Origin of the sequence: Vibrio sp. Y2-5 (assembly GCF_014596725.1) — a bacterium.
Lineage (GTDB): Bacteria > Pseudomonadota > Gammaproteobacteria > Enterobacterales > Vibrionaceae > Vibrio.
In genome coordinates this window covers 12,335-35,181 of sequence record NZ_JACVEG010000010.1, presented here as the reverse complement: position 1 = coordinate 35,181, position 22,847 = coordinate 12,335, and the positions used below count along the sequence as shown (strand labels likewise).

Sequence of the window (22,847 nt, the reverse complement as noted above, 5' to 3'; positions counted from 1 at the left end):
ATTCCTACCCTTAGATCGACAATTTGTTAATACGTTTACCACCGTACAGCAAGTTGACAATACAACGTGTGCCGATAATTGCAGTAAACATTGAAGTGAGAATACCGATAGACAGAGTTACCGCAAAGCCTTTGATGGCACCGGTACCTACTGCAAACAGGATAATCGCTGTAATTAAGGTCGTGATGTTCGCATCGGCGATCGTACTGAACGCGTTCGCATAACCTTGGTGAATCGCTTGCTGTGGATTGCGTCCATCTCGCAGCTCTTCACGGATACGTTCAAAGATCAGTACGTTCGCATCCACGGCCATACCGACGGTCAATACGATACCCGCAATACCCGGTAAGGTCATAGTTGCCCCAGGAATCATAGACATCACGCCGATGATCAACACAAGGTTTGCAAACAGAGCTACGTTGGCGATCAAGCCAAACTTACGGTAGTAAAGTAGCGTAAACAGCATTACTGCAACCATACCCCAGACACACGCTTGAATACCCATCTCGATATTCTGTTGACCCATAGATGGACCAATGGTGCGTTCTTCTACAATTGAGATTGGCGCAATCAGAGCACCAGCACGTAATAGAAGAGCTAGGTTATGAGCTTCAGCCGCTGAATCGATACCGGTAATACGGAAGCTACGGCCAAGAGCAGATTGAATCGTTGCTTGGTTAACCACTTCTTCGTGCTTAACTAAGATAACTTTACCTTCTGGCGTCTTACGACCGCTGTCTTTGTATTCTGCAAACACCGTAGCCATCAGCTTGCCAATGTTCTTTTTAGAGAACGCTGACATCTTAGCGCCACCTTCACTATCCAGTGAGATGTTTACCTGAGGACGGCCATATTCATCAGTGCTTGAGCTTGCATCAGTGATACTTGAACCACCAAGAATAACACGCTTTTTAAGCACAGCTGGACGACCTTCACGGTCAAACTTAACTTCACTGCCTGCTGGTACACGACCTGCAGCCGCAGCGGCTAAATCAGCCTTGTCATCCACTTCGCGGAATTCAAGTGTTGCTGTAGCACCAAGAATCTCTTTTGCACGAGCTGTATCCTGAACACCCGGCAGTTCAACGACGATACGAGTTGCACCTTGACGTTGCACTAACGGTTCAGCAACACCCAGTTCGTTTACACGGTTACGTAGGATGCTGATGTTTTGTTCAACAGCGTAGTTACGGATTTCTTGTAGACGAGTTTCAGAGAACTGCGCTTTGAGAACAAACGGATTGCTTTCATCAGAAGCGATGAATGTCATATCACGGTGTTTTGCTTCTAAAGAGGCTTTTGCTTGAGCAAGTTGCTTAGCATCACGTAACACCACTTCTACTGAATCTTTAAGAGGACGAATTGCACGGTAGCGAATTTTGTCTTCTCGCAGTTCACTGCGGAATGCTTCTTCTTGCTGAGTGACCAGTTTTTCCATCGCGGCATCCATATCCACTTCCATCAGGAAGTGAACACCACCACGAAGGTCGAGACCAAGCTTCATAGGTGCTGCACCTATCGCTTCAAGCCAATCAGGAGTTGATGCTGCAAGGTTTAATGCCACAATTGTATCTTTACCCAGAGCTTCACTTACGACATCGCGGGCGCTGATTTGAGTATCTGTGTCATTAAATCGAACAAGGATAGATCCATTTTCAAGACCAATGGATTTATGAGAAAGCTGCGCTTTATCTAGCGCTTTAGTGACAGAATCCAGCGTTGACAGATCTACAGAGGCGCCACGCGCCCCTGTAATTTGAATGGCTGGATCTTCACCGTAAATATTTGGAAGTGCATACAAAGCAGAGATGGCAATAACAAATACCACCATCAAGTACTTCCATAACGGATAACGGTTTAGCACAGAGAAGATCCTCTAGCTGTTTATAGAGATTTCAGCGTACCTTTTGGTAATACTGCTGTAATGAAGTCTTTTTTAAGAACGATTTCGTTGTTCTCGTTAAGAGCAATAGACACATAATCGTTGTCTTCTGCAATTTTAGTAATGCGACCTACTAGTCCACCACTGGTAAGCACTTCATCACCTTTAGCCATAGAAGCCATTAGGTTTTTATGCTCTTTTACACGCTTTGACTGTGGGCGGTAAATCATGAAGTAGAAGATTACCGCGAACATGCCAAGCATGATTAGCATTTCAAAACCACCACCAGCTGGAGAACCAGCAGATGCCGCGTGTGCTACAGAAATTAGACTCATTGAGAAACGTCCTCTAAGTTGTTTTGTCTAGTTTGGAATCTATTGGGTTGCGCAACGTTGAATTCAAGTCAGGAATTGAGATAAATCCAACTTAGCGCACGAAATTACATTAATGCCAGCACACATGCTGGCATCAACATTAAGCTTTCTCTTTTTGTAGAGGTGGAACTTCACGATTACGTCGTGCGTAGAACTCTTCTACAAATTGATCGAAACGGTCTTCATCAATCGCAGTACGGATACTTTCCATCAAACGTTGGTAGTAGCGTAAGTTATGAATGGTATTTAGGCGAGCACCTAAAATTTCATTACAACGATCTAAATGATGAAGATACGATTTCGAGTAATTTTTGCAAGTGTAACAATCACAATGCGGATCTAATGGAGAAGTATCCGTTTTATGCACCGCGTTGCGAATCTTGATGATACCGCCAGTAACGAATAAATGGCCGTTACGCGCATTACGTGTAGGCATAACACAGTCAAACATATCGATGCCGCGGCGTACACCTTCTACTAAATCTTCCGGTTTGCCAACGCCCATTAAGTAACGAGGTTTGTCTTCCGGCAGCTGTGGACAGGTGTGCTCAAGCATACGGTGCATGTCTTCTTTAGGTTCACCAACAGCCAAACCACCGACAGCGTAACCATCAAAACCAATTTCAGTCAGACCTTTTACAGAAACATCGCGCAAGTCTTCATATACGCTGCCCTGAACGATACCAAACAATGAGTTTGGATTTTCAAGCTTGTCAAAATGATCGCGAGAACGTTGTGCCCAACGGAGAGACATCTCCATTGATTTCTTTGCTTCATCATGAGTTGCAGGGTATGGCGTACATTCATCGAAAATCATGACGATGTCAGAACCAAGGTCTTTTTGAATTTCCATCGACTTCTCTGCGTCCATGAAAATCTTGTCACCATTTACCGGGTTACGGAAATGCACACCTTCCTCAGTGATTTTGCGAATATCACCAAGGCTGAACACTTGGAAACCGCCTGAATCAGTCAGGATCGGACCTTGCCAGTTCATAAAATCATGCAAGTCACCGTGCATTTTCATTACTTCTTGACCAGGACGTAACCAAAGGTGGAAAGTGTTGCCCAGTAGAATCTGTGCGCCAGTATCAGCGACTTCTTCCGGTGTCATACCTTTTACCGTACCGTAAGTACCGACAGGCATGAACGCAGGTGTTTGCACTGTGCCACGTTCAAAAGTCAGTTGACCGCGACGAGCATTGCCATTTTTCTTTTTTAGATCGAATTGTAGTTTCACAAAGCCTCCAAATGTCAGAGAAACAGTCTGACGGATTGATACCCATAGCTAGTGTTAAATAAACACTATCCTAGGTACAAACAGCTACCCGGAAAAGTGTCCAGATAGCTTCAAAGATAAACCAAGAGTATGACGCTTTTCGCTTCAAATAGTTCTCTTCGTAATGAACATTGCATCTCCATAGCTGAAGAAACGGTATTGCTCTTTAACCGCATGCTCATAAGCCGCCATAGTATGCTCGTAACTTGCGAATGCACTTACTAACATAATTAGCGTTGATTCAGGAAGGTGGAAATTGGTAATCAAACAATCCACTAACTGATATTGATAACCTGGGAAAATAAAGATCTCAGTGTCACCAAAGAAAGGAACCAGCTCTGTACCTTTATTCAAAGCATCTTGAGCAGCACTTTCTAGTGAACGAACTGACGTTGTGCCCACGGCAATAATACGCCCACCACGCGCTTTGGTTGTGGCAATCGCATCCACCACTTCTTGTGGAACTTCTACATATTCAGCGTGCATGTGGTGATCGTTGATATTGTCCACACGAACAGGTTGGAATGTCCCAGCCCCAACATGCAAAGTAACGTAAGCGAACTCAACGCCTTTCGCTTTGATTTGCTCAAGCAGTGTTTCATCGAAATGCAAACCCGCGGTTGGCGCAGCTACCGCACCCGGTTTCTGGTTATAAACCGTTTGGTAACGCTCTTTGTCTGCATCTTCATCTGGACGATCGATGTAAGGCGGCAAAGGCATATGACCAATTTCATTCAAAATTTCCAATACGGCTTTCTCATCCGTAAAGCGAATTTCAAACAGAGCATCATGACGCGCAACCATCACTGCATGGTATTCATCGTTTTCACCCAGATACAATTCTGTATTCGGCTTTGGCGGCTTAGAAGAGCGAACATGAGCAAGAATCGTGTGCTCATCAAGCATACGTTCTACCAATACTTCGAGTTTGCCCCCCGAGGCTTTACGGCCAAACATGCGAGCAGGAATCACTCGGGTATTGTTAAACACTAAAAGATCACCCGGTTCTACTAGGTCGAGCACATTTTTGAAGGTGCTATCAGTTAACGTACCGGTGTTACCGTTCAACTGCAGCAAACGGCTAGCTGTACGGTCTGCATTTGGATAACGAGCGATCAGCTCGTCTGGAAGTTCAAAATGGAAATCTGAAACTTGCATGACTGTATATTCGTTCTCTTTAGGGTTTAGCGATGAATCGTTTCGCGGCGCGGTAGTATATACCTAAGCAACATCAAGATACAGGATTGTGCACTTCTATCCGTCAATCAATAAGTAGCCGTTCGCCATCTGCAATGATTCCCACCCTATTCGAGATAAAAGTCGCCCAATCTCTCAGATCTTTGTTCGCAGAAAAACTATAGTTATTGCAAGCCTGAAGAGATAGGAGTTGGATATGATTAAAGTCGAAGACATGATGACTCGTAATCCACACACGTTACTGCGTTCAAACACACTCTCCGATGCCAAACATATGATGGAAGCGTTAGATATTCGACACATTCCTATTGTAGATGCAAATAAAGGTTTGCTTGGTGTGGTAACCCAAAGAGACATACTGGCCGCTCAAGAATCGAGTCTGCAAAAAACATCCAGTACCACCTCATATACAGATGACTCACCACTCTATGAAATCATGCACTTGCAAGTGATGACCGTCGCTCCACAAGCTGGGCTAAAAGAAAGTGCCATGTATATGCAAAAACACAAAGTGGGCTGTTTACCTGTAGTCGCTAAAGGAGAATTAGTTGGCATAATTACCGATAGCGATTTTGTTGCGATTGCTATAAGCCTACTTGAGTTACAAGAAGAAGTTGAACCCGAAGAAATCGAAGATGACCTATAACGATTCTTTCGTTTAATCCGCCGCCATTAGCGTCATTTATGAAAGGTTAATATTCAATAATATTGACCTTTCCTTTCCCGTCTTACCTTACCAATGTCAGCCCTTGTCAGACTTATCCTTCTACGTGTGTAGGATTGGTTTTTTTTAACCATTAGGCATGTCATACAAAGCTATTTAACTCCTATAAAACAACAAGTTAAAGAGCAAACGCAACTCTACCTATTTTTGGATGATAGTGATTACTTGTATAAAATTTGTGTAATTCCGTTTGTCCATATAGAAGAAACACATGCTTAATAGAATCACCAAAGTTTCGTATAAAATATACTTAATCATAGCTTTTACGACGCTTTCAACTCTCATCATTTCAGGGGTTGCAGGTTTCGCGATCAAAAACATTCAATCTGATTTCCATGATTTCAGAGGAGTAAACCAAAACGCAATTCAGGCAAGTAATGTTCAAGAGCACATGTTATCTGCACGTATTCGAGCTTTAACATTCCGAGCTAGCGGTGATGAAAAAAGCTTTAAAGAAGGGATAAAAGAGTTAAAGGCTACGGAAAGCATTATTCAACAAGAGATCAATACCAGCAAGACTCAACAACAACTTACACTTCTTACCAATATGAAGAACAGCGTAATTCAATACGAAGTTCAACTTAACGAAGTGGAACGTCTAATGCAGCGTAGAAATGAGCTTGTACGTGCAAATCAATCTGTCACAGAAGAGCTTCAAAAACATATCAGTAAGCTTCGCAGCAGTAGCGCCATTATCAGCATGGATCTTTTTGAAAGAGTGATAGAAACGGAATATCAATTTACAATCGCTTTGCAACACGCTACTAATTTCTTAGTTGAAAATGACGAACGTGATTTTGAACTCTACCAAAGTGCGTTTACTCAGCTACAAATAATGATGGCTGAGTTTGATAAAGCATATCCTCAGTACCGTAATGAAACGATCGTTAAACAGGTGGATGAATTTAACAGCAATATCAGAGAAATCTTTTCAATCATTGGTCAACGTAATGATATCTGGAATATTAGCCTGCGTGATTTAGGTGACCAAATTACCGATAACATCGTTACCATTAAACAGCGCTCATTTGAAAATCAAGGACAATTGGCAGAACAAGTTTCTGATGTAGCAGACAACGCCATCTTAGCTGTGCTTATGGCTTTGATTATCTCAGCCCCAATTGTGTTAATTATTTGCCACTTAGTAACTCGAAGCATTACTGGCCCAATCAATAACACCAAAGCCATTATTGAACGAATGGCAAATGGTGAATTACAGGAAAACTATTCTGTTGCAGGGGCTGATGAAGTCGCTCAAATGCGTCACTCGCTGGGTCAGATGGAGCAGAAATTCTACAGTACAGTACAAGAAATCATGCAAAACTGTGAAATGCTGGCTTCCGCTTCAGAACAGCTATCTGCGATTAACCATGAAGTTCTTCAAAGCTCTATGACACAGCAGCAAGAGACAGATCAAGTTGCTACGGCAATGAATGAAATGTCTTCCGCCATTAACGAAGTCGCAATTGGTGCTAACACAGCCTCTCAAGAAGCAGAATCGGCAACTGACGAAGCGAATAAAGGCATGTCTGTGATGTCCTCATCTATGGCGAAAATCAGCTCTCTTGCGCAACAAATGGGCGATTTGAGCACAGAGATTTCAACCCTACGCACTGGTACAGAAGAAGTGGGGGATGTTATGGACGTGATTCAAAACATTGCCGAGCAAACTAACTTACTGGCACTGAATGCCGCAATAGAAGCGGCTCGCGCTGGTGAACAAGGTCGCGGGTTTGCGGTGGTAGCTGACGAAGTTCGCCAACTCGCACAACAAACTCAGAAAGCGGTTGAGAAAATCGAAGACCAAATTTCCACGCTGCAGAACAATACTTCTCAAGTTGTAGAATCGATCAACGCAAGCCAAACCATGCTTGAAGAGACAGTAACACATGCCGAATCAGCAAGCGTGGCATTTTCTTCTATAACAGAAAGCGTTGCTCAAACTAACAACCTCAACACTCAAATTGCGACAGCCACAGAAGAGCAAAGCAGTACTGCGGAAATGATCAGCGAAAGTATCACGGTAGTTCGTGACAAAGTAGATCAAACCGTCAGCATGGTTTCAGACAGCAATCAAGCATCACAAGAACTGGCAAAAATGTCGGTAACATTGGCTGAACTGATGCGCTTCTTCAAACTGAAATAATTGTACGCCTTCCCAATACAATGACAGTAAACAGCTGGACTTCGATCCAGCTGTTTCTTTTTCTGCTCAACTCATGATGTTTATCTTATTCAATAGCACCATCTCTGCTGCGCATAAACAGCCGCAATGCCCTGTCCTACTCGAATGCAAAAGGATTCAACTGGGCTGGGCGACACTCTCAGAAACGACCAGAGCTCTTTGCTCAGTGACTCTTAATCTTGCCAAACATCTGATTTTTGTCCGCCATGAATAAGGCTTAAAATGTAAAAAAGCTGCCTGATTAGGCAGCTTTTCATTGTATGACGATAAAATGGTTAGCTATCAATGGTTCGTATTAAAAATTCAAAAACTAGCGAAAAGACGATAACTTTTCTTTGTCTCGATATAAGTTTTCATCCGCACATAAAATGGCGGTTTCTATACTTTCATATTCTAGTTTTTCCGCGACACCAGTAGCCACTGAAATACGAATATTCGTTGGCTCAATCATCGATGAATGCACTTCATTTTTAAGCTCACTTGCTAATGCTTCAGCCGCATTTAATTCGCAATCTGGCAATATTACAATGAACTCATCACCACCATTGCGAACCAGATACCCATCAGAACCAAATACAGTTTTCATTGAGTCCGCGATACGTCTAATCGCTTTATCACCAGCAGCGTGTCCAAACAAATCGTTTATTTTCTTTATCTTATTCCCATCAATAGCAATAACACTGGCTTTTTTATTTGATGTGGCGGAAAGGAATTCATCTTCTTTGAATATTTTTCGATTGTACAAACCTGTTAACTCATCTTCATTTGCAGAGATAAGTACTTCTTTGAGCTGGTTACGGCTGTAATGAGAGTCAGCCCACTTCCAATACACAAAGAAAGAACAAATATAGAAAATCCCCCATAACCATAATAATTCGATAGCAATATTAGAGGCAGAAACTTTGTAAATGATCTTGCTGCGGTTATCCGTAACATGCTCTCGGGTATAGATTCGCCCAAAATTGAAGTTCGCATGTTCAAATATGGTGCTTTTAAAACTCTTATTTTTTTCCGTTCTAAACTTTAATCCATTATCCCACGAAACCGGAATCTGAAAATCCACCACAAAGTCACCGATGATCTCTTTAGTGGTAAAGTCTCTTACTGGTGATGATAAAGAGATAATGTAAGAGTTCGTCAGTAAGTCCTTATAAATAGGCGACACTATGATCCTATCTATCAATTGAAATGGCCGAGCGTATATTGAGCACGTTTCAGTCACACGGCAGCGCTCAAATCCTAAAAGCTCTTCTGATATAGGAAAATCAGGAATCCACTCGTGAGTAAAAATTTTTCTCCCTTCATAGGAACGAAAATACATTAACCCATCATTGGAATTAAATAGAGAAGGAACATATTTATTGCTGAGTTGCATTACTCGAATAATGGTGCGTTCATTTTCCGTCAGCTCTTCATGTCCTTTAACAGCATAGCTATAGACTTCATAGTCGTTGAGATCTTCATCTTTAACTAATACTGGCAACTGACGTTCTGTTTCAGCCAACAGACCAAGTAATATCATTTTCTGCTTTTTAATTTCTATCGTCTTTACGATGGAATCGACACGGGAAAACTTCGCATCGACCAACATGCCCATGTTGATACCCACGACCAGAAAAAATAGAAAAGTACTAACCAGCAGAGCAACAACTGAGATTTTGATGTAGCGCTTCATAGTATTTTGTGAGCCATTTAGCGCTGAGGAATATCTATAAAACTGAGTGTTTCAATAGGCATAGGTCTGCCCGTGAGGTACCCCTGACAGACATTCACACCCAAGCTTTTCATTAATTCCCAAGTGGCATCATCTTCAACCCCTTCGGAAACAAGATTGATGTGTAAGCTTTTTGCAAGTGTACACATGCTGCGTATGATCGACAGTTTTGTTACATCGCTCAAGCAGCCAAAAACAAAGTTCTTATCAATTTTGATTTCGGTAAACGGTAAGTGAGAGAGCTTAAGGTAAGACGAGCTGCCTGTACCAAAATCATCAATTGAGATCCCAACACCATACAAACGCATGCGTGTTACGTTGGTAATCATTTCAATAGATTCGTTGTAAATATCCTGCTCTGTGAGTTCCAAAGTAATAAGACTCGGGTCTACAGAATAGTGGTTACATTGATTCAACAGATAATCAGCAAAACTGGGGATCTCAAGATCTTGCTGCGTGACGTTAATCGCCACTCGGCATTCGACTCTGTTTTCAGAGATATCCACTAACACATTATCGAATACTATTTTGAATAAGTGATACTCCAATCCTGCATCGTGTAACATTGGAATAAAAATATCGGGAAAGATCATGCCTTTAGTAGGATGCACCCAACGTGCAAGAGCCTCTACACCAACCACTTTACCTGTTGTGTAATCTAGCTGCGGCTGATAATAGTTTTTAAACTGGCTCTCGTGTAACGCGGTCACCAGTTCCTCCATATCCACCGTTTTTAGCTTTTGTTTCATTGCCGTTTTCTTGATGATGATTTCTTTTTGAAACATCTCTTCCAAAACAGAATCTGAAACAGGCTTATTCAGTTCATAGACGTTCGAAAATCCTAATTTATTACTCATATAAGTTAATGAAGAAACAATGGCTTTTCCAACGCTACTAGTAATAGCCAAAGCACCTTGATAACCAAGATTATCTAAATTGCGAATCAAAGTGATGCCATCCATTTCGGGCATCATGATGTCACTGAAGATAATGTCAAACTGATGTTCAGACACTGCACGCAATGCTTCCTGCCCGCTGTTGCAGGTCATTAGTTTGGTCATGCCTAACTTCGTTAATTGGCGCTCCATTGCACTTAATTGTATTGGATTGTCATCGACAATTAAGGCCGCTAGTTCTTTCATAGGTTTCTATTTAATCTTACAAAGTGAATATAAAGGGTTCATGCAGCCTGATTATTAACGAAGGCTATAGAATATGGGGGAACTGTAGGATTGTTTATTTACTAACAAACAAAGTCAAATCATCACCATTTAACAAAAACAATGTAAACATTTGAATTTAAAAAGAATAAAACAAGTCCCAAAAATGACACAGTGCAATAAAAGAATTTTCCTACGCTCAACTTCTAACATTAAAGAGGAAATATATTTCTAGTTGTAACAATTTCGCAGATAAAAAAAGAGCGGCTAATGCCGCTCAAAATTCATGCACAAACAATTATTATCAATGGTTTTAAAACTGGTCTTCTTCAGTGGAACCAGTAAGGGCAGTAACCGATGAATTTCCGCCTTGGATAGTATTGGTCATCTTATCGAAATAGCCTGTTCCCACTTCTTGCTGGTGAGCAACAAAGGTGTAGCCTTTTTCAGCCGCAGCAAACTCAGGACGCTGAACCATTTCAACATAGTGACGCATACCTTCACCTTGTGCGTAAGCGTGTGCTAACTCAAACATGTTAAACCACATGTTATGAATACCCGCTAATGTAATGAACTGGTACTTGTAACCCATATCCGAAAGCTCTTGCTGGAACTTAGCAATGGTTTCTTGGTCGAGGTTTTTCTCCCAGTTAAATGAAGGTGAACAGTTATAAGCCAATAGTTGATCTGGGTATTCTGCCAGAATCGCTTCTGCAAACTTACGCGCTTCATCCAGATCGGGTTTCGCAGTTTCACACCAAACAAGGTCGGCATAAGGCGCATACGCTAGACCACGAGCTATCGCTTGATCAATACCCGCTCGTACACGATAGAAACCTTCGCTGGTTCTCTCACCGACAATGAAGTCAGCATCGTATGGGTCGCAATCAGAAGTCAACAGGTCTGCCGCGTTCGCATCAGTACGTGCAATAACCAGAGTTGTGGTGCCCGCTACGTCAGCCGCTAAGCGTGCTGCAACCAGTTTTTGTACTGCTTCTTGAGTAGGAACCAGAACCTTACCGCCCATGTGTCCACATTTTTTCACTGATGCTAGTTGGTCTTCAAAGTGAACCCCTGCCGCACCCGCTTCAATCATAGACTTCATCAATTCATAGGCATTGAGTACGCCACCAAAACCGGCTTCCGCATCTGCAACGATAGGTAGGAAATAATCAACACCTTCTTCTGGTGTTACACCACTTGACCATTGAATCTGGTCAGCACGGCGGAATGAGTTATTGATTCGCTTAACCACGCTCGGTACAGAATCTACTGGGTAAAGTGACTGGTCTGGATACATAGTCGATGCCGTGTTGTTATCAGCAGCAACCTGCCAGCCTGATAGGTAAATCGCTTCAATACCTGCTTTTGCTTGCTGTACAGCCTGACCGCCTGTTAACGCACCCAAACAGTTCACATAACCTTTCTTGGCACTGCCATTCACCAGTGACCACAGTTTTTCTGCACCACGTTGTGCAATCGTATTGGCTGGAATGATGGAACCACGCAGGTTCACAACTTCTTCAGCGGTATAAGTGCGTTTTACGTTGTTCCAACGAGGATTCGTTGCCCAATCTTTTTCTAACGCTTCAATTTGTTGGCGGCGTGTCAGTGTCATAATCTATCCCTCTTGATATGAGCGTCCTTTCGCAATCAGCACTGCACTCGCTGATTTTGATCTGACTATCTGTTGTTTCAGTTAAGTTTCACGTTAATGTTGTTATTGGTTATAAGGTTTTGCTTAAGCTAAATATTCGTAACCCGGTACGGTTAAGAAATTTGTTAGTTCATCACTGGTGGTGAGTTTTTCCATCAATTCAGCGGCTTCGCTAAATCTGCCAGAGTTAAAACGATCTTCGCCCAACTCTGATTTCACCACCTCAATTTCTTCGGCAAGGTATTGACGGAACAGCTCTTTGGTTACGGTCTGACCGTTATCCAACGACTTGCCGTGTTGTATCCATTGCCAAATTGATGTGCGCGAGATTTCTGCTGTCGCGGCATCTTCCATCAGTCCGTAAATCGGTACACAACCATTGCCAGAGATCCAAGCTTCTATGTATTGCAGCGCAACGCGAATGTTGTGTCTCATTCCCTCTTCACTTCTTACCCCTTCACATGGCGCCAACAATTCTTCAGCTGTGATAGGCGCATCAGACATACGGCTGATGTCGAGCTGATTGCTGCGCTCTCCTAGCACCTGGTTGAAGACGTCCATTGCGGTATCAGCAAGTCCGGGGTGAGCAACCCATGTACCATCATGACCGTTATTCGCTTCTAACAGCTTGTCATTACGAATCTTGTCCTGAACCTGTGCGTTCACTTGTGGGTCTTTAGCTGGAATGAATGCCGCCATACCTCCCATCGCAAATGCGCCACGCTTATGACAGGTATAAATCAGCAAGCGCGAGTATGCGTTTAGGAATGGTTTATCCATCGTCACTACTTGGCGGTCAGGCAGTACTCTGTCAGCATGTTTTTTCAACGTTTTGATATAACTGAAGATGTAATCCCATCGGCCGCAGTTCAGGCCGACAATGTGTTCTTTCAGTGAAAACAGAATTTCATCCATCTGGAAAACCGCTGGAAGCGTTTCAATTAGTACTGTTGCTTTAATAGTCCCAGTTTCTAAACCGAAGTAATCTTCCGTGAAATGGAAAACATCACTCCACCATTGCGCCTCTTGGTACGCTTGCAGTTTTGGCAGGTAGAAATAAGGGCCGCTGCCTTTTTTCAGCAGAGCTTTGTTGTTGTTGAAGAAATACAAAGCAAAATCAAACAACGCTCCGGGAATAATTTGTCCGTCAAACGTGACATGTTTTTCACGTAGATGCAGACCTCGCACTCGACAAATCAATACCGCAGGATCTTCTTTGAGTTGGTAGTTTTTTCCGTTGTCTGGATTGGTATAGCTGATGGTGCCATTCACTGCGTCGCGCAAGTTAATTTGACCATCCAAAACCTTATCCCAAGCTGGTGACATTGAATCTTCGAAGTCAGCCATGAAGACTTTTACATTTGCATTCAGTGCATTGATCACCATTTTGCGATCAGTAGGTCCAGTGATTTCAACGCGGCGATCCTGAAGATCATTCGGAATACCGAGGATTTTCCAGCTTCCTTCACGAATATCTTTGGTTTCACTCAGGAAGTCCGGCAGCTGACCATTATCGATTGTTTGCTGTTTGCGCTCACGCTCTGCAAGTAGTTCATCCACTCTTGCTGCATATCGAACGCAAAGTTCCGATAAGAAAGCTTGCGCTTCACTAGGAAAAATCGCTTCGTGCTCTGAGTTGAGCTCTCCAGTGATTTTTAATCGGGAACAAAAACTAGCATCTCTCTCGAGAGCGATATTCGAATCTGACGTTTGAGCGAACATATCTTCTTCCTTTTTATTCAAAATTTCATTTGTAACTTTAAAACTACAAATTGAATTTTAATTTTCTTGAGACTTCCTTGTTTTCCATGTCTATACAATCACCCAAACCACATCAAACTTCAACGTATTTAAGACTAGACATAGGTCTACAAAACCTAAACAAACACTAACTTACAAAGGGGTTCAGTAAAAGCCAAAAAATACATATCAGCAAAATTCAAAGTTTTGTTCGGTTGATATTTTAGGCATTATGAACGCAACGAAAATGTAATTAATTACGTAATATAATTACAATAAAAGTCGAAGTGTAAAATCGCTTTAAACAACAGCAAAGTCGTTTTGAAAATCAAAGAGTACAGAGGTAGTGGTAGCTTAGACGGAAAAACCATTTTTTCTTTAAACATCGAGCAAGACAAAAACTGTAAAATTAACTTTGTGAATTTTTACAATTTTATGAAAGCTTCATAATTTTTAGTCTTGTGAAATTTCACAGAAAAAGCGATTCGAAAAGTATAAAAAACTAAAAAACGCACTATTACCAGTGCGTTTTAACTATAAGATGATCGTCTATATTTGCGAACCAATTGTAGTTTCTACTCAGTAGAGAGCGAATAAGGCGTTCGAAGTCTGTAAAAGCAGAAACCTCAACAGGGACGACATACGACTAATCGCTACAGCATTTCTGAAAGCAAATCCGCAAGGAGGTTAAAAGTATGACTGCGAGACGAACTTGGACGCCATATTAATCCAATCTCCCTATAGGCCTGCTGACCGGGAGGGTCGATGACCACTAGATTCTGATTTTCTAATAGACCATGTTCAATCGCCATCTGTGGGATAAACGTCGTCCCCAATCCATTAGCAACCATCTGAACCAAGGTATGTAAACTTGTGGCTGTGAATGGATTAATCTTCTCTTTCTCTGTTAACTTGCAGGCAGAAACCGCGTGCTCCGTTAAACAGTGCTCATTCTCTAACAGAAATACCGATTCATCTGGCAAGTCGGCATATTTGATGGGTACGCGAATAGCATCCGCTTGATGTCGGCTGATCACCATTCGAAAAGCATCACGGCCGACAATACGGCTTTCTAAATTTCCAATGTCCATCGGCAGAGCAAGGATCAACACATCCAACTCTCCATTGCGCAGGCTCTGAAGCAGATTCGTGGTGGTATCTTCGCGTAATAAAAGATGCAATTTCGGATAACGTAAGTTCACCTCTTGCACCAAATCCACCAGCAAAAATGGAGCAATTGTCGGGATACAACCCAGCCTCAGTTGCCCTTCCATCGCATCTGTCTGACACAGTTTACCGACTTCAACTAAATCCTGCCCTTTAGCGAGCAACTCCCGCCCTCTTTTTACAACCTGCTCTCCGGCAAGTGTAAAAACCAGTGGGCTTTTTTTATCTTTCTTTTCATAAAGCGGGCAACCAATTAACTCTTCAAGGTTTTGAATGCCTTTGCTCAAGGTGGATTGACTCACAAAACAACGTAATGCCGCTTCGCTAAAGTGGCGGGTTTCATGCAGTGTCACTAAGTAATGAAGCTGCTTTAAGCTTGGCCATTTATTCATAATAATGATTAACTTTGGGGTATTTCAGTTCAGTGATTTATGATTTTGTCTATTATCGCTTTTTTCGATTAAGTTAATCTATTTAATTCGCTTTTTTCTATTTAAGAAAATGTACTATAGTTTGTCTCGTACATACATGGACTAAGTCGACAACAATGAGAGTCGGCTTTTCATAATTTAATGCTTAGGAGCAAAAAAATGGTACTAGTAGGTCGTCAAGCCCCTGATTTTACTGCTGCTGCGGTACTTGGTAACGGTGAAATCGTTGATACATTCAACTTCAAAGAATTCACTAAAGGTAAGAAAGCAGTTGTATTCTTCTACCCTCTAGATTTCACTTTCGTTTGCCCATCTGAATTGATCGCATTCGACAAGCGCTTTGAAGACTTCCAAGCGAAAGGCGTTGAAGTGATCGGTGTTTCTATCGATTCTCAATTCTCTCACAACGCATGGCGTAACACTGCTATCGCTGATGGCGGTATCGGTCAAGTTAAATACCCTCTAGTTGCTGACGTTAAGCACGAAATCGTAAAAGCTTACGATGTTGAGCACCCAGAAGCTGGCGTTGCTTTCCGTGGTTCTTTCCTAATCGACGAAGACGGTCTAGTACGTCACCAAGTTATTAACGACCTACCACTAGGCCGTAACATCGACGAAATGCTACGCATGGTTGACGCACTAAACTTCCACCAAAAACACGGTGAAGTTTGCCCAGCACAATGGGAAGAAGGCAAAGCTGGTATGGACGCATCTCCTCAAGGTGTTGCATCGTTCCTATCTGAGCACTCAGACGATTTAGGCAAAAAGTAATTACTTCTAAACCCGCGCTCAACTCGGGTTAATGGTTGGAGAATATATAAAGCGATAACGCACCGCCAATCAGTTAAGAAGTAAAGTCTTGTAAAAGCTCAAAGCATCCGCTTTGAGCTTTTTTATTGGGCACAAGATCGCACAAGCCATTAGATAAAAACATCGCTGCTTGGTATACACTTATCCCCACATCAAATAGCTGCGAGCCCATCATGAACTACAACATCGAAGTTTGTATCGACAATCTTGAATCTCTACATTTAGCAATCGAAGGCGGTGCCAACCGCATCGAACTTTGCTCTTCTTTGGCATTAGGTGGACTCACACCCAGTTCTGGTATGATGAAGCAAGCGGCAAACATTTCGTCTGTTCCTGTTTATGCCATGATTCGTCCTCGTCAAGGCGATTTCCTTTACGATGAAGACGATATGGAGTCCATGTTGTATGACATTGATGCGGCGGCTGAAGCGGGCTTACAAGGTATCGTGTTTGGTATTCTGACCGCTGAAGGAAAGGTTGATATTCAGAAATGTGCCCGAATCGTCAATCACGCCAAACTCAATGGATTAGGAGTGACGTTTCATCGCGCTATCGATCAATGCCAAGACTATCGCCAAGCATTAGAAGATATTATCGTACTCGGCTGTGAGCGAGTACTAACTTCAGGTCTTGCCAGCAATGCATTAGCGGGCAAAGGGATCATTGCCGACATGGTACAGCTTGCAGATGGAAGAATATCCATCATGGCGGGAGCAGGTGTATCAAGTGACAACGTGGAAGCCATTGTCACTCAAACCTTGGTCAAAGAAGTGCACTTATCCGGAAAGTCAACGCGAACAAGTAACATGAAGTTGGTGGTAAACAGCGCAAAAATGGGCAATCAAAACCTCGATGACTTCATCGTGCCAGTGACAAATCCAGAAGCCATTCGCAAAGTTGCGGAAATTGTAAAATCGCTTTAATGCTGAGATTTAGAAAGAGATTCTAACGTAAAGCATCATCGATAGACTGTTCGCCCAAGTGGCGAACGTCTTTGCCTTTAACAAAGTAGATGATGTATTCGCAGATATTTTGGCAACGATCACCAACACGCTCAATGGCACGAGCGGACCACATCACTTGTAGAATATGCGGGATGTTTTTCGGGTCTTCCATCATAAAAGTCATTAACTGGCGAATCACCGATTCGTACTCTTTATCTAACTTATCGTCCAGCTTATAAACTTCTGCAGCGGCTTCCACATCCATACGAGCAAACGCATCCAACACTTTATGCAACATGGCTACGGCACTGCGACATAACGGTTCAAGAGAGACTTGAAAGTGACTCTCTTTAGAAGAAGGACTTTCAATCGCCACATAGGCCATCTTGGTTGCAACATCACCAATACGCTCAAGATCCGTAATGGTTTTAATGATCGCCATAATCAAACGCAGGTCTTTTGCCGCAGGCTGACGCTTAGCGATAATGCGAGTACAAGCTTCATCAATCGACACTTCCATTGCATTCACTTTGTGATCATCACGCACCACTTTTCTTGCAAGCTCAATATCCTGCTTATTCACCGCTTGCATCGCAAATGAAAGCTGCTGCTCAACCAACCCGCCCATGGTTAATACATGCGTGCGAATAGATTCAAGCTCAACGTTGAATTGACCAGAAATGTGGCGACCTAACTGCATGATGGTTCCTTAACTCGCAAAGTTCTTGTGCAAGAACTGCTTTTGTTCGTTTATCCGTATCGACCAGTAATGTAGTCTTCAGTTTTCTTTTTCAATGGCGAAGTAAAAATAGAGTCCGTATCTGAGTACTCGATCAACTTTCCCATATGAATAAAGGCGGTATGGTCACTCACCCTTGCTGCTTGTTGCATATTGTGAGTAACAATTACAACCGTATATTTGGTTTTAAGCTCATGGATCAGTTCTTCGATCGTCAGGGTAGAAATTGGGTCAAGTGCGGATGTCGGCTCATCCAATAAAAGTACTTCAGGTTCAATAGCAATCGCACGAGCAATCACCAAACGTTGTTGCTGACCACCAGATAAACCAAACGCATTTTCGTGCAAACGATGTTTGACTTCGTCCCACAACGCCGCTGCACGCAGTGAGCGTTCTACCGCATCATCTAATGTGCGACTGTTCTTGATTCCCTGTAACCGTAGACCGTAAACCACGTTTTCGTAAATAGATTTAGGAAACGGGTTGGGACGCTGAAACACCATACCTACACGGCGTCTAAGCGTGGCAACATCCACGTCCGGATGATAAACGTTTTTGCCATGCAGCTTGATTTCACCTTCCACACGACACGCTTCTACAAGATCGTTCATACGGTTGATACAACGCAGCAAGGTCGACTTACCACAACCAGAAGGACCGATAAACGCCGTTACTTGTCCTTTAGGAATACGCATAGAGATGTCGCTCAACGCTTTTGTCTGACCATAGAACAGACTCAAACCTTCAATCGAAATAGAAGTTTGCTGATCAGTTAGATTGTTGACATCCAACGGTGCTTGATAGCCCAATGTTTGATTAACAGAAAACATGCTTAATCTTGTCCTAAAGTACGATATTTCTCGCGCAAATTATTACGAATGCTGATGGCGGTTAAGTTCAAAGCCACAATAACAGTGACGAGCAAAAATGATGTTGCATAAACCAAAGGACGCGCGGTTTCGATATTGGTGGTTTGGAAACCCACATCATAAATATGAAAGCCCAAATGCATAAACTTACGTTCAAGATGAACATAAGGGAATTCTGCATCCACTGGTAAGCTTGAGGCAATTTTTACCACGCCCACCAGCATCAATGGTGCAACCTCTCCCGCAGCACGGGCTATCGCTAATATTAGTCCTGTAATCATAGCAGGGCTAGCCATAGGCAGAACAATTCGCCAAATGGTTTCAAACTGTGTGGCGCCCAATGCCAATGAACCGTGACGCACCGAATTTGGAATTCGAGTTAACCCTTCTTCGGTGGTGACTATCACCACAGGCAGGGTTAATACTGCCAATGTCAGCGCGGACCATAACAAACCAGGAGTACCAAAGGTAGGAGCAGGTAAACGCTCTGCATAGAACAAACTATCGATAGATGAACCTATAGTGTAAACAAAAAAGCCTAAACCAAAGACGCCATAAACAATCGAAGGTACACCCGCCAAGTTGATCACTGCGACGCGAATAATGCGGGTAAAGGTATTGTCTTTGGCGTATTCGTGCAGGTAAACCGCAGCGACAACGCCAAGAGGCATTACAATCACCGACATCAGCAACACCAGAAAGACAGTGCCAAAAATCGCAGGGAATACACCACCTTCAGAGTTAGATTCACGTGGGTTTTCAGATAAAAACACCCAGACCTGTTTCGACCACTGAGTCAATTTTTCCAATGTATTCATATCATTCGGATACCAGATATCCAGAATATGACTCACAGGAATTCGCACCCGAGTTCCAGCCATGTCTTCAACAATTAAAGTTTGCAGACCTAGCTGAGTTCTCAGTAAATCCAGATGCTCTTCAGCTTGTTTTCGCTTTTCATCCAATACTTGCTTTTGCTGTTGGTAATTAGCGAGATATTCATCGGTTAACTTACCGTTAAGCTCTAAGCGTCTTTTCTCCAGTCTCAGTTTTTCTGAAGCACTGCTGACTACTCGAATCTCTTGTTCAATCACTGTATTGATCTGCTCACGCAGCGTCGTCACTTCTTGCAAACCTCGCTCAAGAAGCGTTGAAATATAGGCACTGGTTTCACCATCAGCTTTTTCAAATCCGACGGGCTTACCAAAAAACTGCCCGTCACGAGTACGCTCAATCACCGCCCAACCGGTTGGTTTTTCGGGTGCAGAAACATTGTCTGCCAGCAGTGAAATGAAATCCGCCTGATAAAGATCTCGGTTTGCGACTTTAATACTTAAACGCTCTGCCGTTCCTTCTTCTATAACTTCAGGAGACAGAGTGCTATTCATCTCTTTCAAATGGCTGACAGGCACACTTTCAGAAGCGTATAACTGGCCAACAATCACTTTATTCGGCTCTGCTAAGCTGTGCCATTGATATAGAGGCGCAGGCCAGAAATAGGTTAATCCCTTCCAGCCAATCAACAGCAACAAACCAAGAACCGAGATCAAGCTTAGGCTCACTGCACCGCCAGTAAGCCATATCCAAGGAGAGCCCGACTTAAACCACTTCAATAATGACATTTAGCTATCCAACCAGTTACAGTGAACGATAACGAGCACGAAGACGCTGACGTACCCATTCAGCGATAGAGTTCACTGCAAATGTAAACACAAATAAAAGCAAAGCAGCCAAGAATAGAATTCTAAAGTGCGAACTGCCCACTTCCGATTCTGGAAGTTCCACAGCTATCGTCGCCGACAAAGTGCGCATGCCTTCCAAAATATTCCAATCCATAATTGGTGTGTTACCTGTTGCCATCAAAACGATCATCGTCTCACCCACAGCTCGTCCTAGCCCCATCATAACGGCTGAGAAAATGCCGGGACTTGCGGTTAACAACACAACATTCATTAACGTCTGCCACGGGGTTGCACCTAAAGCTAACGAACCGTCAGACAGGTGTTTAGGCACCGAGAATATGGCGTCTTCAGCAATGGTAAATATGGTTGGAATCACCGCAAAACCCATAGCAAAACCCACTACCAGCGCATTTCTCTGATCGAAGTCGATACCGTGTGATGCTAATAGTAAACGCACATCACCATCAAACAGCCACATCTCAATTTCATTGGTAAACGATAAGATCAAAGCAACAAAAGCAATCAGCAGAGGTATCAATATTAATGAGTGCCAACCATTGGCTTTACGCGCAATGGAGCGCGGCAACCAAGACCAAACCAATCCAATCAAAAACATAGCGACAGGCAACAGTACAAACAAAGCGGTGATAGAGGCCAGATTTGTCTCAACAATCGGTGCAAACCATAGCCCAGCTAAGAAACCGATGATCACCGTCGGCAAAGCTTCCATCAGTTCAATGGTTGGCTTAACGACACGGCGCATTTTCGGCGCCATAAAATACGCGGTATAAATCGCACCTAAAACAGCAATTGGCACAGCAAACAACATGGCATAAAACGCCGCTTTCAATGTACCGAATGCAATAGGCACCAAGCTGAATTTGGCTTCAAAATCATCGCCACCGGATGTCGACTGCCATACGTATTGAGGCTCAGGGTAGCTCTCGTACCACACTTTCTGCCACAACGATGAAAATGATACTTCCGGATAGCCGTTATCCACCTCAGCGACACTGATAATGCCATCAGAATAAGTAGCCAAATAACGCTCGTTATCTGACATCGCAGCCAATGTTGGGGCTTTGGAATAAGCTCGTTCAAAAATCACCAACTTTTCACTGGTGGTGTAATGACTTTGAACCGAGCCATTTTTATAAAAACTGTAGAAACCTTTGCGATAGGTATCAGGCAACAGCATGGTCATTTCTGATGCCAACTTAAACTCACGAATATGTGTAAGTTTGCGTTCACCTTGTTCAGAATCGCCAGTGTGCAGTACATCAAACCACTGAGAGACCAAACCATCACTGTGAGAAACTAAAAGAGAATGTGCTCCGGACAGAAGGGTAATGGCTGTTACTTGGTGTTTACTATCTCCAAGGCTCAAATCAACAACTTCACGAATGTGAAAACGCATCCCGTCACGAAGCGCCACCACAAGGTCTGTGCCTGAACGAATGTACAAAGTCTTAGCATCTGGCGTCAGAACCAGTTGATCGACATTGCCAAACTGAGTCGGGAATCGAAACTCTCCTTGCTGGTTTTGCGTGGAAGTATCCACCCAACGAACCAACACTGAGCTGTCATCGAGATAACTGGCAAACACGGTTTCCTCGTCAGTGACCGCAAAGCTGAATTGCTTAATCAGCGTACCTTTAGGAGAGAGTTTAAAATTGTAAGGCAAGGACAGATGTTCAAGTTCAGGCGTGAAACCTCGCCCTTGTTTGGTCATTGAATAAAGAAATTGAGGACGAACTACAACCACATTACGTTCGTTATCCGCCATAGCAAACCAGCCGGAATCTCGCGTTGCTGTAGCAAACACAGTCGGTTTTATATTAAGGTGTTCAGTCCAGATCGGAGAACTTTTCTCGTGATTCAATAACCAAAATTCGGCGCTCGCATCTTTATCGCTCTCATTTGAACTAACAATAAAACCGCGCTCGCCATATTCATCAATAGCCAGGTAGTGAGGTGCAGAAGACGAAATAGGCTGACTGGCAAAATTAGGTTCCAACTTTGAATCTGAAAACAGAGGAAGAACGACCATACCAAGGTAGATAAAGATCAGAACCAAAGCCCCCAGCACACTGACACCACCGCATGTCACTGCAAGACGAACCAAACGATCTTTGATTAATCGTTTCTGATCTCGTTCTTTCAATGAAAATGTGCTTTGAACCATTTAAAAATCTACCTATTTAACCAATTTGTCATACTATTTCCTTTAGGTGACAATTATATTACAAAGCGCATTAAACAACTGAAAATAAAACAACTCTAAGAACAAAAA

17 protein-coding genes are annotated in these 22,847 nt (G+C 42.9%); 4 read left to right on the top strand and 13 right to left on the bottom strand.

The genetic code is table 11. The annotated features are described in order from the left end of the window. Positions 1–10: 10 nt before the first annotated feature. From secD to queA, 4 genes are all read right to left on the bottom strand, one after another. Entirely contained in the window at positions 11–1,864 is a 1,854-nt protein-coding gene (gene secD / locus HUO09_RS18730) for a protein translocase subunit SecD (RefSeq protein WP_188234992.1), read from the bottom strand. A 20-nt stretch (positions 1,865–1,884) separates the two neighbouring features. Beyond that, positions 1,885–2,217, bottom strand: a complete 333-nt coding sequence (gene yajC / locus HUO09_RS18725; protein WP_167413403.1) for a preprotein translocase subunit YajC — start codon at positions 2,215–2,217, stop codon at positions 1,885–1,887. A 139-nt stretch (positions 2,218–2,356) separates the two neighbouring features. Next, on the bottom strand, positions 2,357–3,496 hold the full coding sequence (gene tgt / locus HUO09_RS18720) for a tRNA guanosine(34) transglycosylase Tgt (protein ID WP_167413402.1): 1,140 nt from the start codon (positions 3,494–3,496) through the stop codon (positions 2,357–2,359). A gap of 144 nt (positions 3,497–3,640) precedes the next feature. After that, positions 3,641–4,693, bottom strand: a complete 1,053-nt coding sequence (gene queA, locus HUO09_RS18715) for a tRNA preQ1(34) S-adenosylmethionine ribosyltransferase-isomerase QueA (protein WP_188234991.1) — start codon at positions 4,691–4,693, stop codon at positions 3,641–3,643. Positions 4,694–4,928: 235 nt separating this feature from the next. Here queA and HUO09_RS18710 point away from each other — a divergent pair, with 235 nt between their 5' ends. After that, positions 4,929–5,378, top strand: coding sequence for a CBS domain-containing protein (locus HUO09_RS18710; protein ID WP_167413400.1), 450 nt, complete (start codon positions 4,929–4,931; stop codon positions 5,376–5,378). Between the two features lie 289 nt (positions 5,379–5,667). Beyond that, positions 5,668–7,602, top strand: a complete 1,935-nt coding sequence (locus tag HUO09_RS18705) for a methyl-accepting chemotaxis protein (RefSeq protein WP_188234990.1) — start codon at positions 5,668–5,670, stop codon at positions 7,600–7,602. A gap of 349 nt (positions 7,603–7,951) precedes the next feature. Here HUO09_RS18705 and HUO09_RS18700 read toward each other — a convergent pair whose 3' ends face one another. The 5 genes from HUO09_RS18700 to HUO09_RS18680 all read right to left on the bottom strand — a co-directional run bounded on the left by HUO09_RS18700 (position 7,952) and on the right by HUO09_RS18680 (position 15,471). Next, entirely contained in the window at positions 7,952–9,316 is a 1,365-nt protein-coding gene (locus HUO09_RS18700) for a GGDEF domain-containing protein (RefSeq protein WP_188234989.1), read from the bottom strand. 17 nt (positions 9,317–9,333) lie between these two features. Beyond that, on the bottom strand, positions 9,334–10,497 hold the full coding sequence (locus tag HUO09_RS18695; RefSeq protein ID WP_188234988.1) for an EAL domain-containing protein: 1,164 nt from the start codon (positions 10,495–10,497) through the stop codon (positions 9,334–9,336). Between the two features lie 331 nt (positions 10,498–10,828). After that, entirely contained in the window at positions 10,829–12,133 is a 1,305-nt protein-coding gene (aceA, locus tag HUO09_RS18690) for an isocitrate lyase (RefSeq protein ID WP_167413396.1), read from the bottom strand. A gap of 123 nt (positions 12,134–12,256) precedes the next feature. Beyond that, positions 12,257–13,894 carry a malate synthase A gene (gene aceB / locus HUO09_RS18685; protein ID WP_188234987.1) on the bottom strand — a complete coding sequence of 546 codons (1,638 nt, stop codon included), beginning with the start codon at positions 13,892–13,894 and terminating at the stop codon, positions 12,257–12,259. A 671-nt stretch (positions 13,895–14,565) separates the two neighbouring features. After that, the gene (locus HUO09_RS18680) at positions 14,566–15,471 is read right to left on the bottom strand and encodes a hydrogen peroxide-inducible genes activator (RefSeq protein ID WP_102963922.1); all 906 of its coding nucleotides are present in this window, start codon (positions 15,469–15,471) and stop codon (positions 14,566–14,568) included. Between the two features lie 198 nt (positions 15,472–15,669). Here HUO09_RS18680 and HUO09_RS18675 point away from each other — a divergent pair, with 198 nt between their 5' ends. Further along, on the top strand, positions 15,670–16,281 hold the full coding sequence (locus HUO09_RS18675) for a peroxiredoxin C (protein ID WP_188234986.1): 612 nt from the start codon (positions 15,670–15,672) through the stop codon (positions 16,279–16,281). Positions 16,282–16,493: 212 nt separating this feature from the next. Then, positions 16,494–17,243: a copper homeostasis protein CutC gene (locus HUO09_RS18670; RefSeq protein ID WP_188234985.1), complete on the top strand. Its 750-nt coding sequence runs from the start codon at positions 16,494–16,496 to the stop codon at positions 17,241–17,243. 22 nt (positions 17,244–17,265) lie between these two features. Here the strand turns inward: HUO09_RS18670 and phoU are convergent, their stop codons facing one another. Genes phoU through HUO09_RS18650 form a run of 4 tightly spaced genes read right to left on the bottom strand, consistent with a single transcriptional unit; the run spans position 17,266 to position 22,739 of the window. Next, entirely contained in the window at positions 17,266–17,964 is a 699-nt protein-coding gene (gene phoU / locus HUO09_RS18665) for a phosphate signaling complex protein PhoU (protein ID WP_167413167.1), read from the bottom strand. A gap of 50 nt (positions 17,965–18,014) precedes the next feature. Beyond that, the gene (gene pstB, locus HUO09_RS18660; protein ID WP_102942925.1) at positions 18,015–18,833 is read right to left on the bottom strand and encodes a phosphate ABC transporter ATP-binding protein PstB; all 819 of its coding nucleotides are present in this window, start codon (positions 18,831–18,833) and stop codon (positions 18,015–18,017) included. Between the two features lie 2 nt (positions 18,834–18,835). Then, on the bottom strand, positions 18,836–20,494 hold the full coding sequence (gene pstA / locus HUO09_RS18655; RefSeq protein ID WP_188234984.1) for a phosphate ABC transporter permease PstA: 1,659 nt from the start codon (positions 20,492–20,494) through the stop codon (positions 18,836–18,838). 16 nt (positions 20,495–20,510) lie between these two features. Beyond that, positions 20,511–22,739 carry an ABC transporter permease subunit gene (locus tag HUO09_RS18650; protein ID WP_188234983.1) on the bottom strand — a complete coding sequence of 743 codons (2,229 nt, stop codon included), beginning with the start codon at positions 22,737–22,739 and terminating at the stop codon, positions 20,511–20,513. Positions 22,740–22,847: the final 108 nt, after the last annotated feature.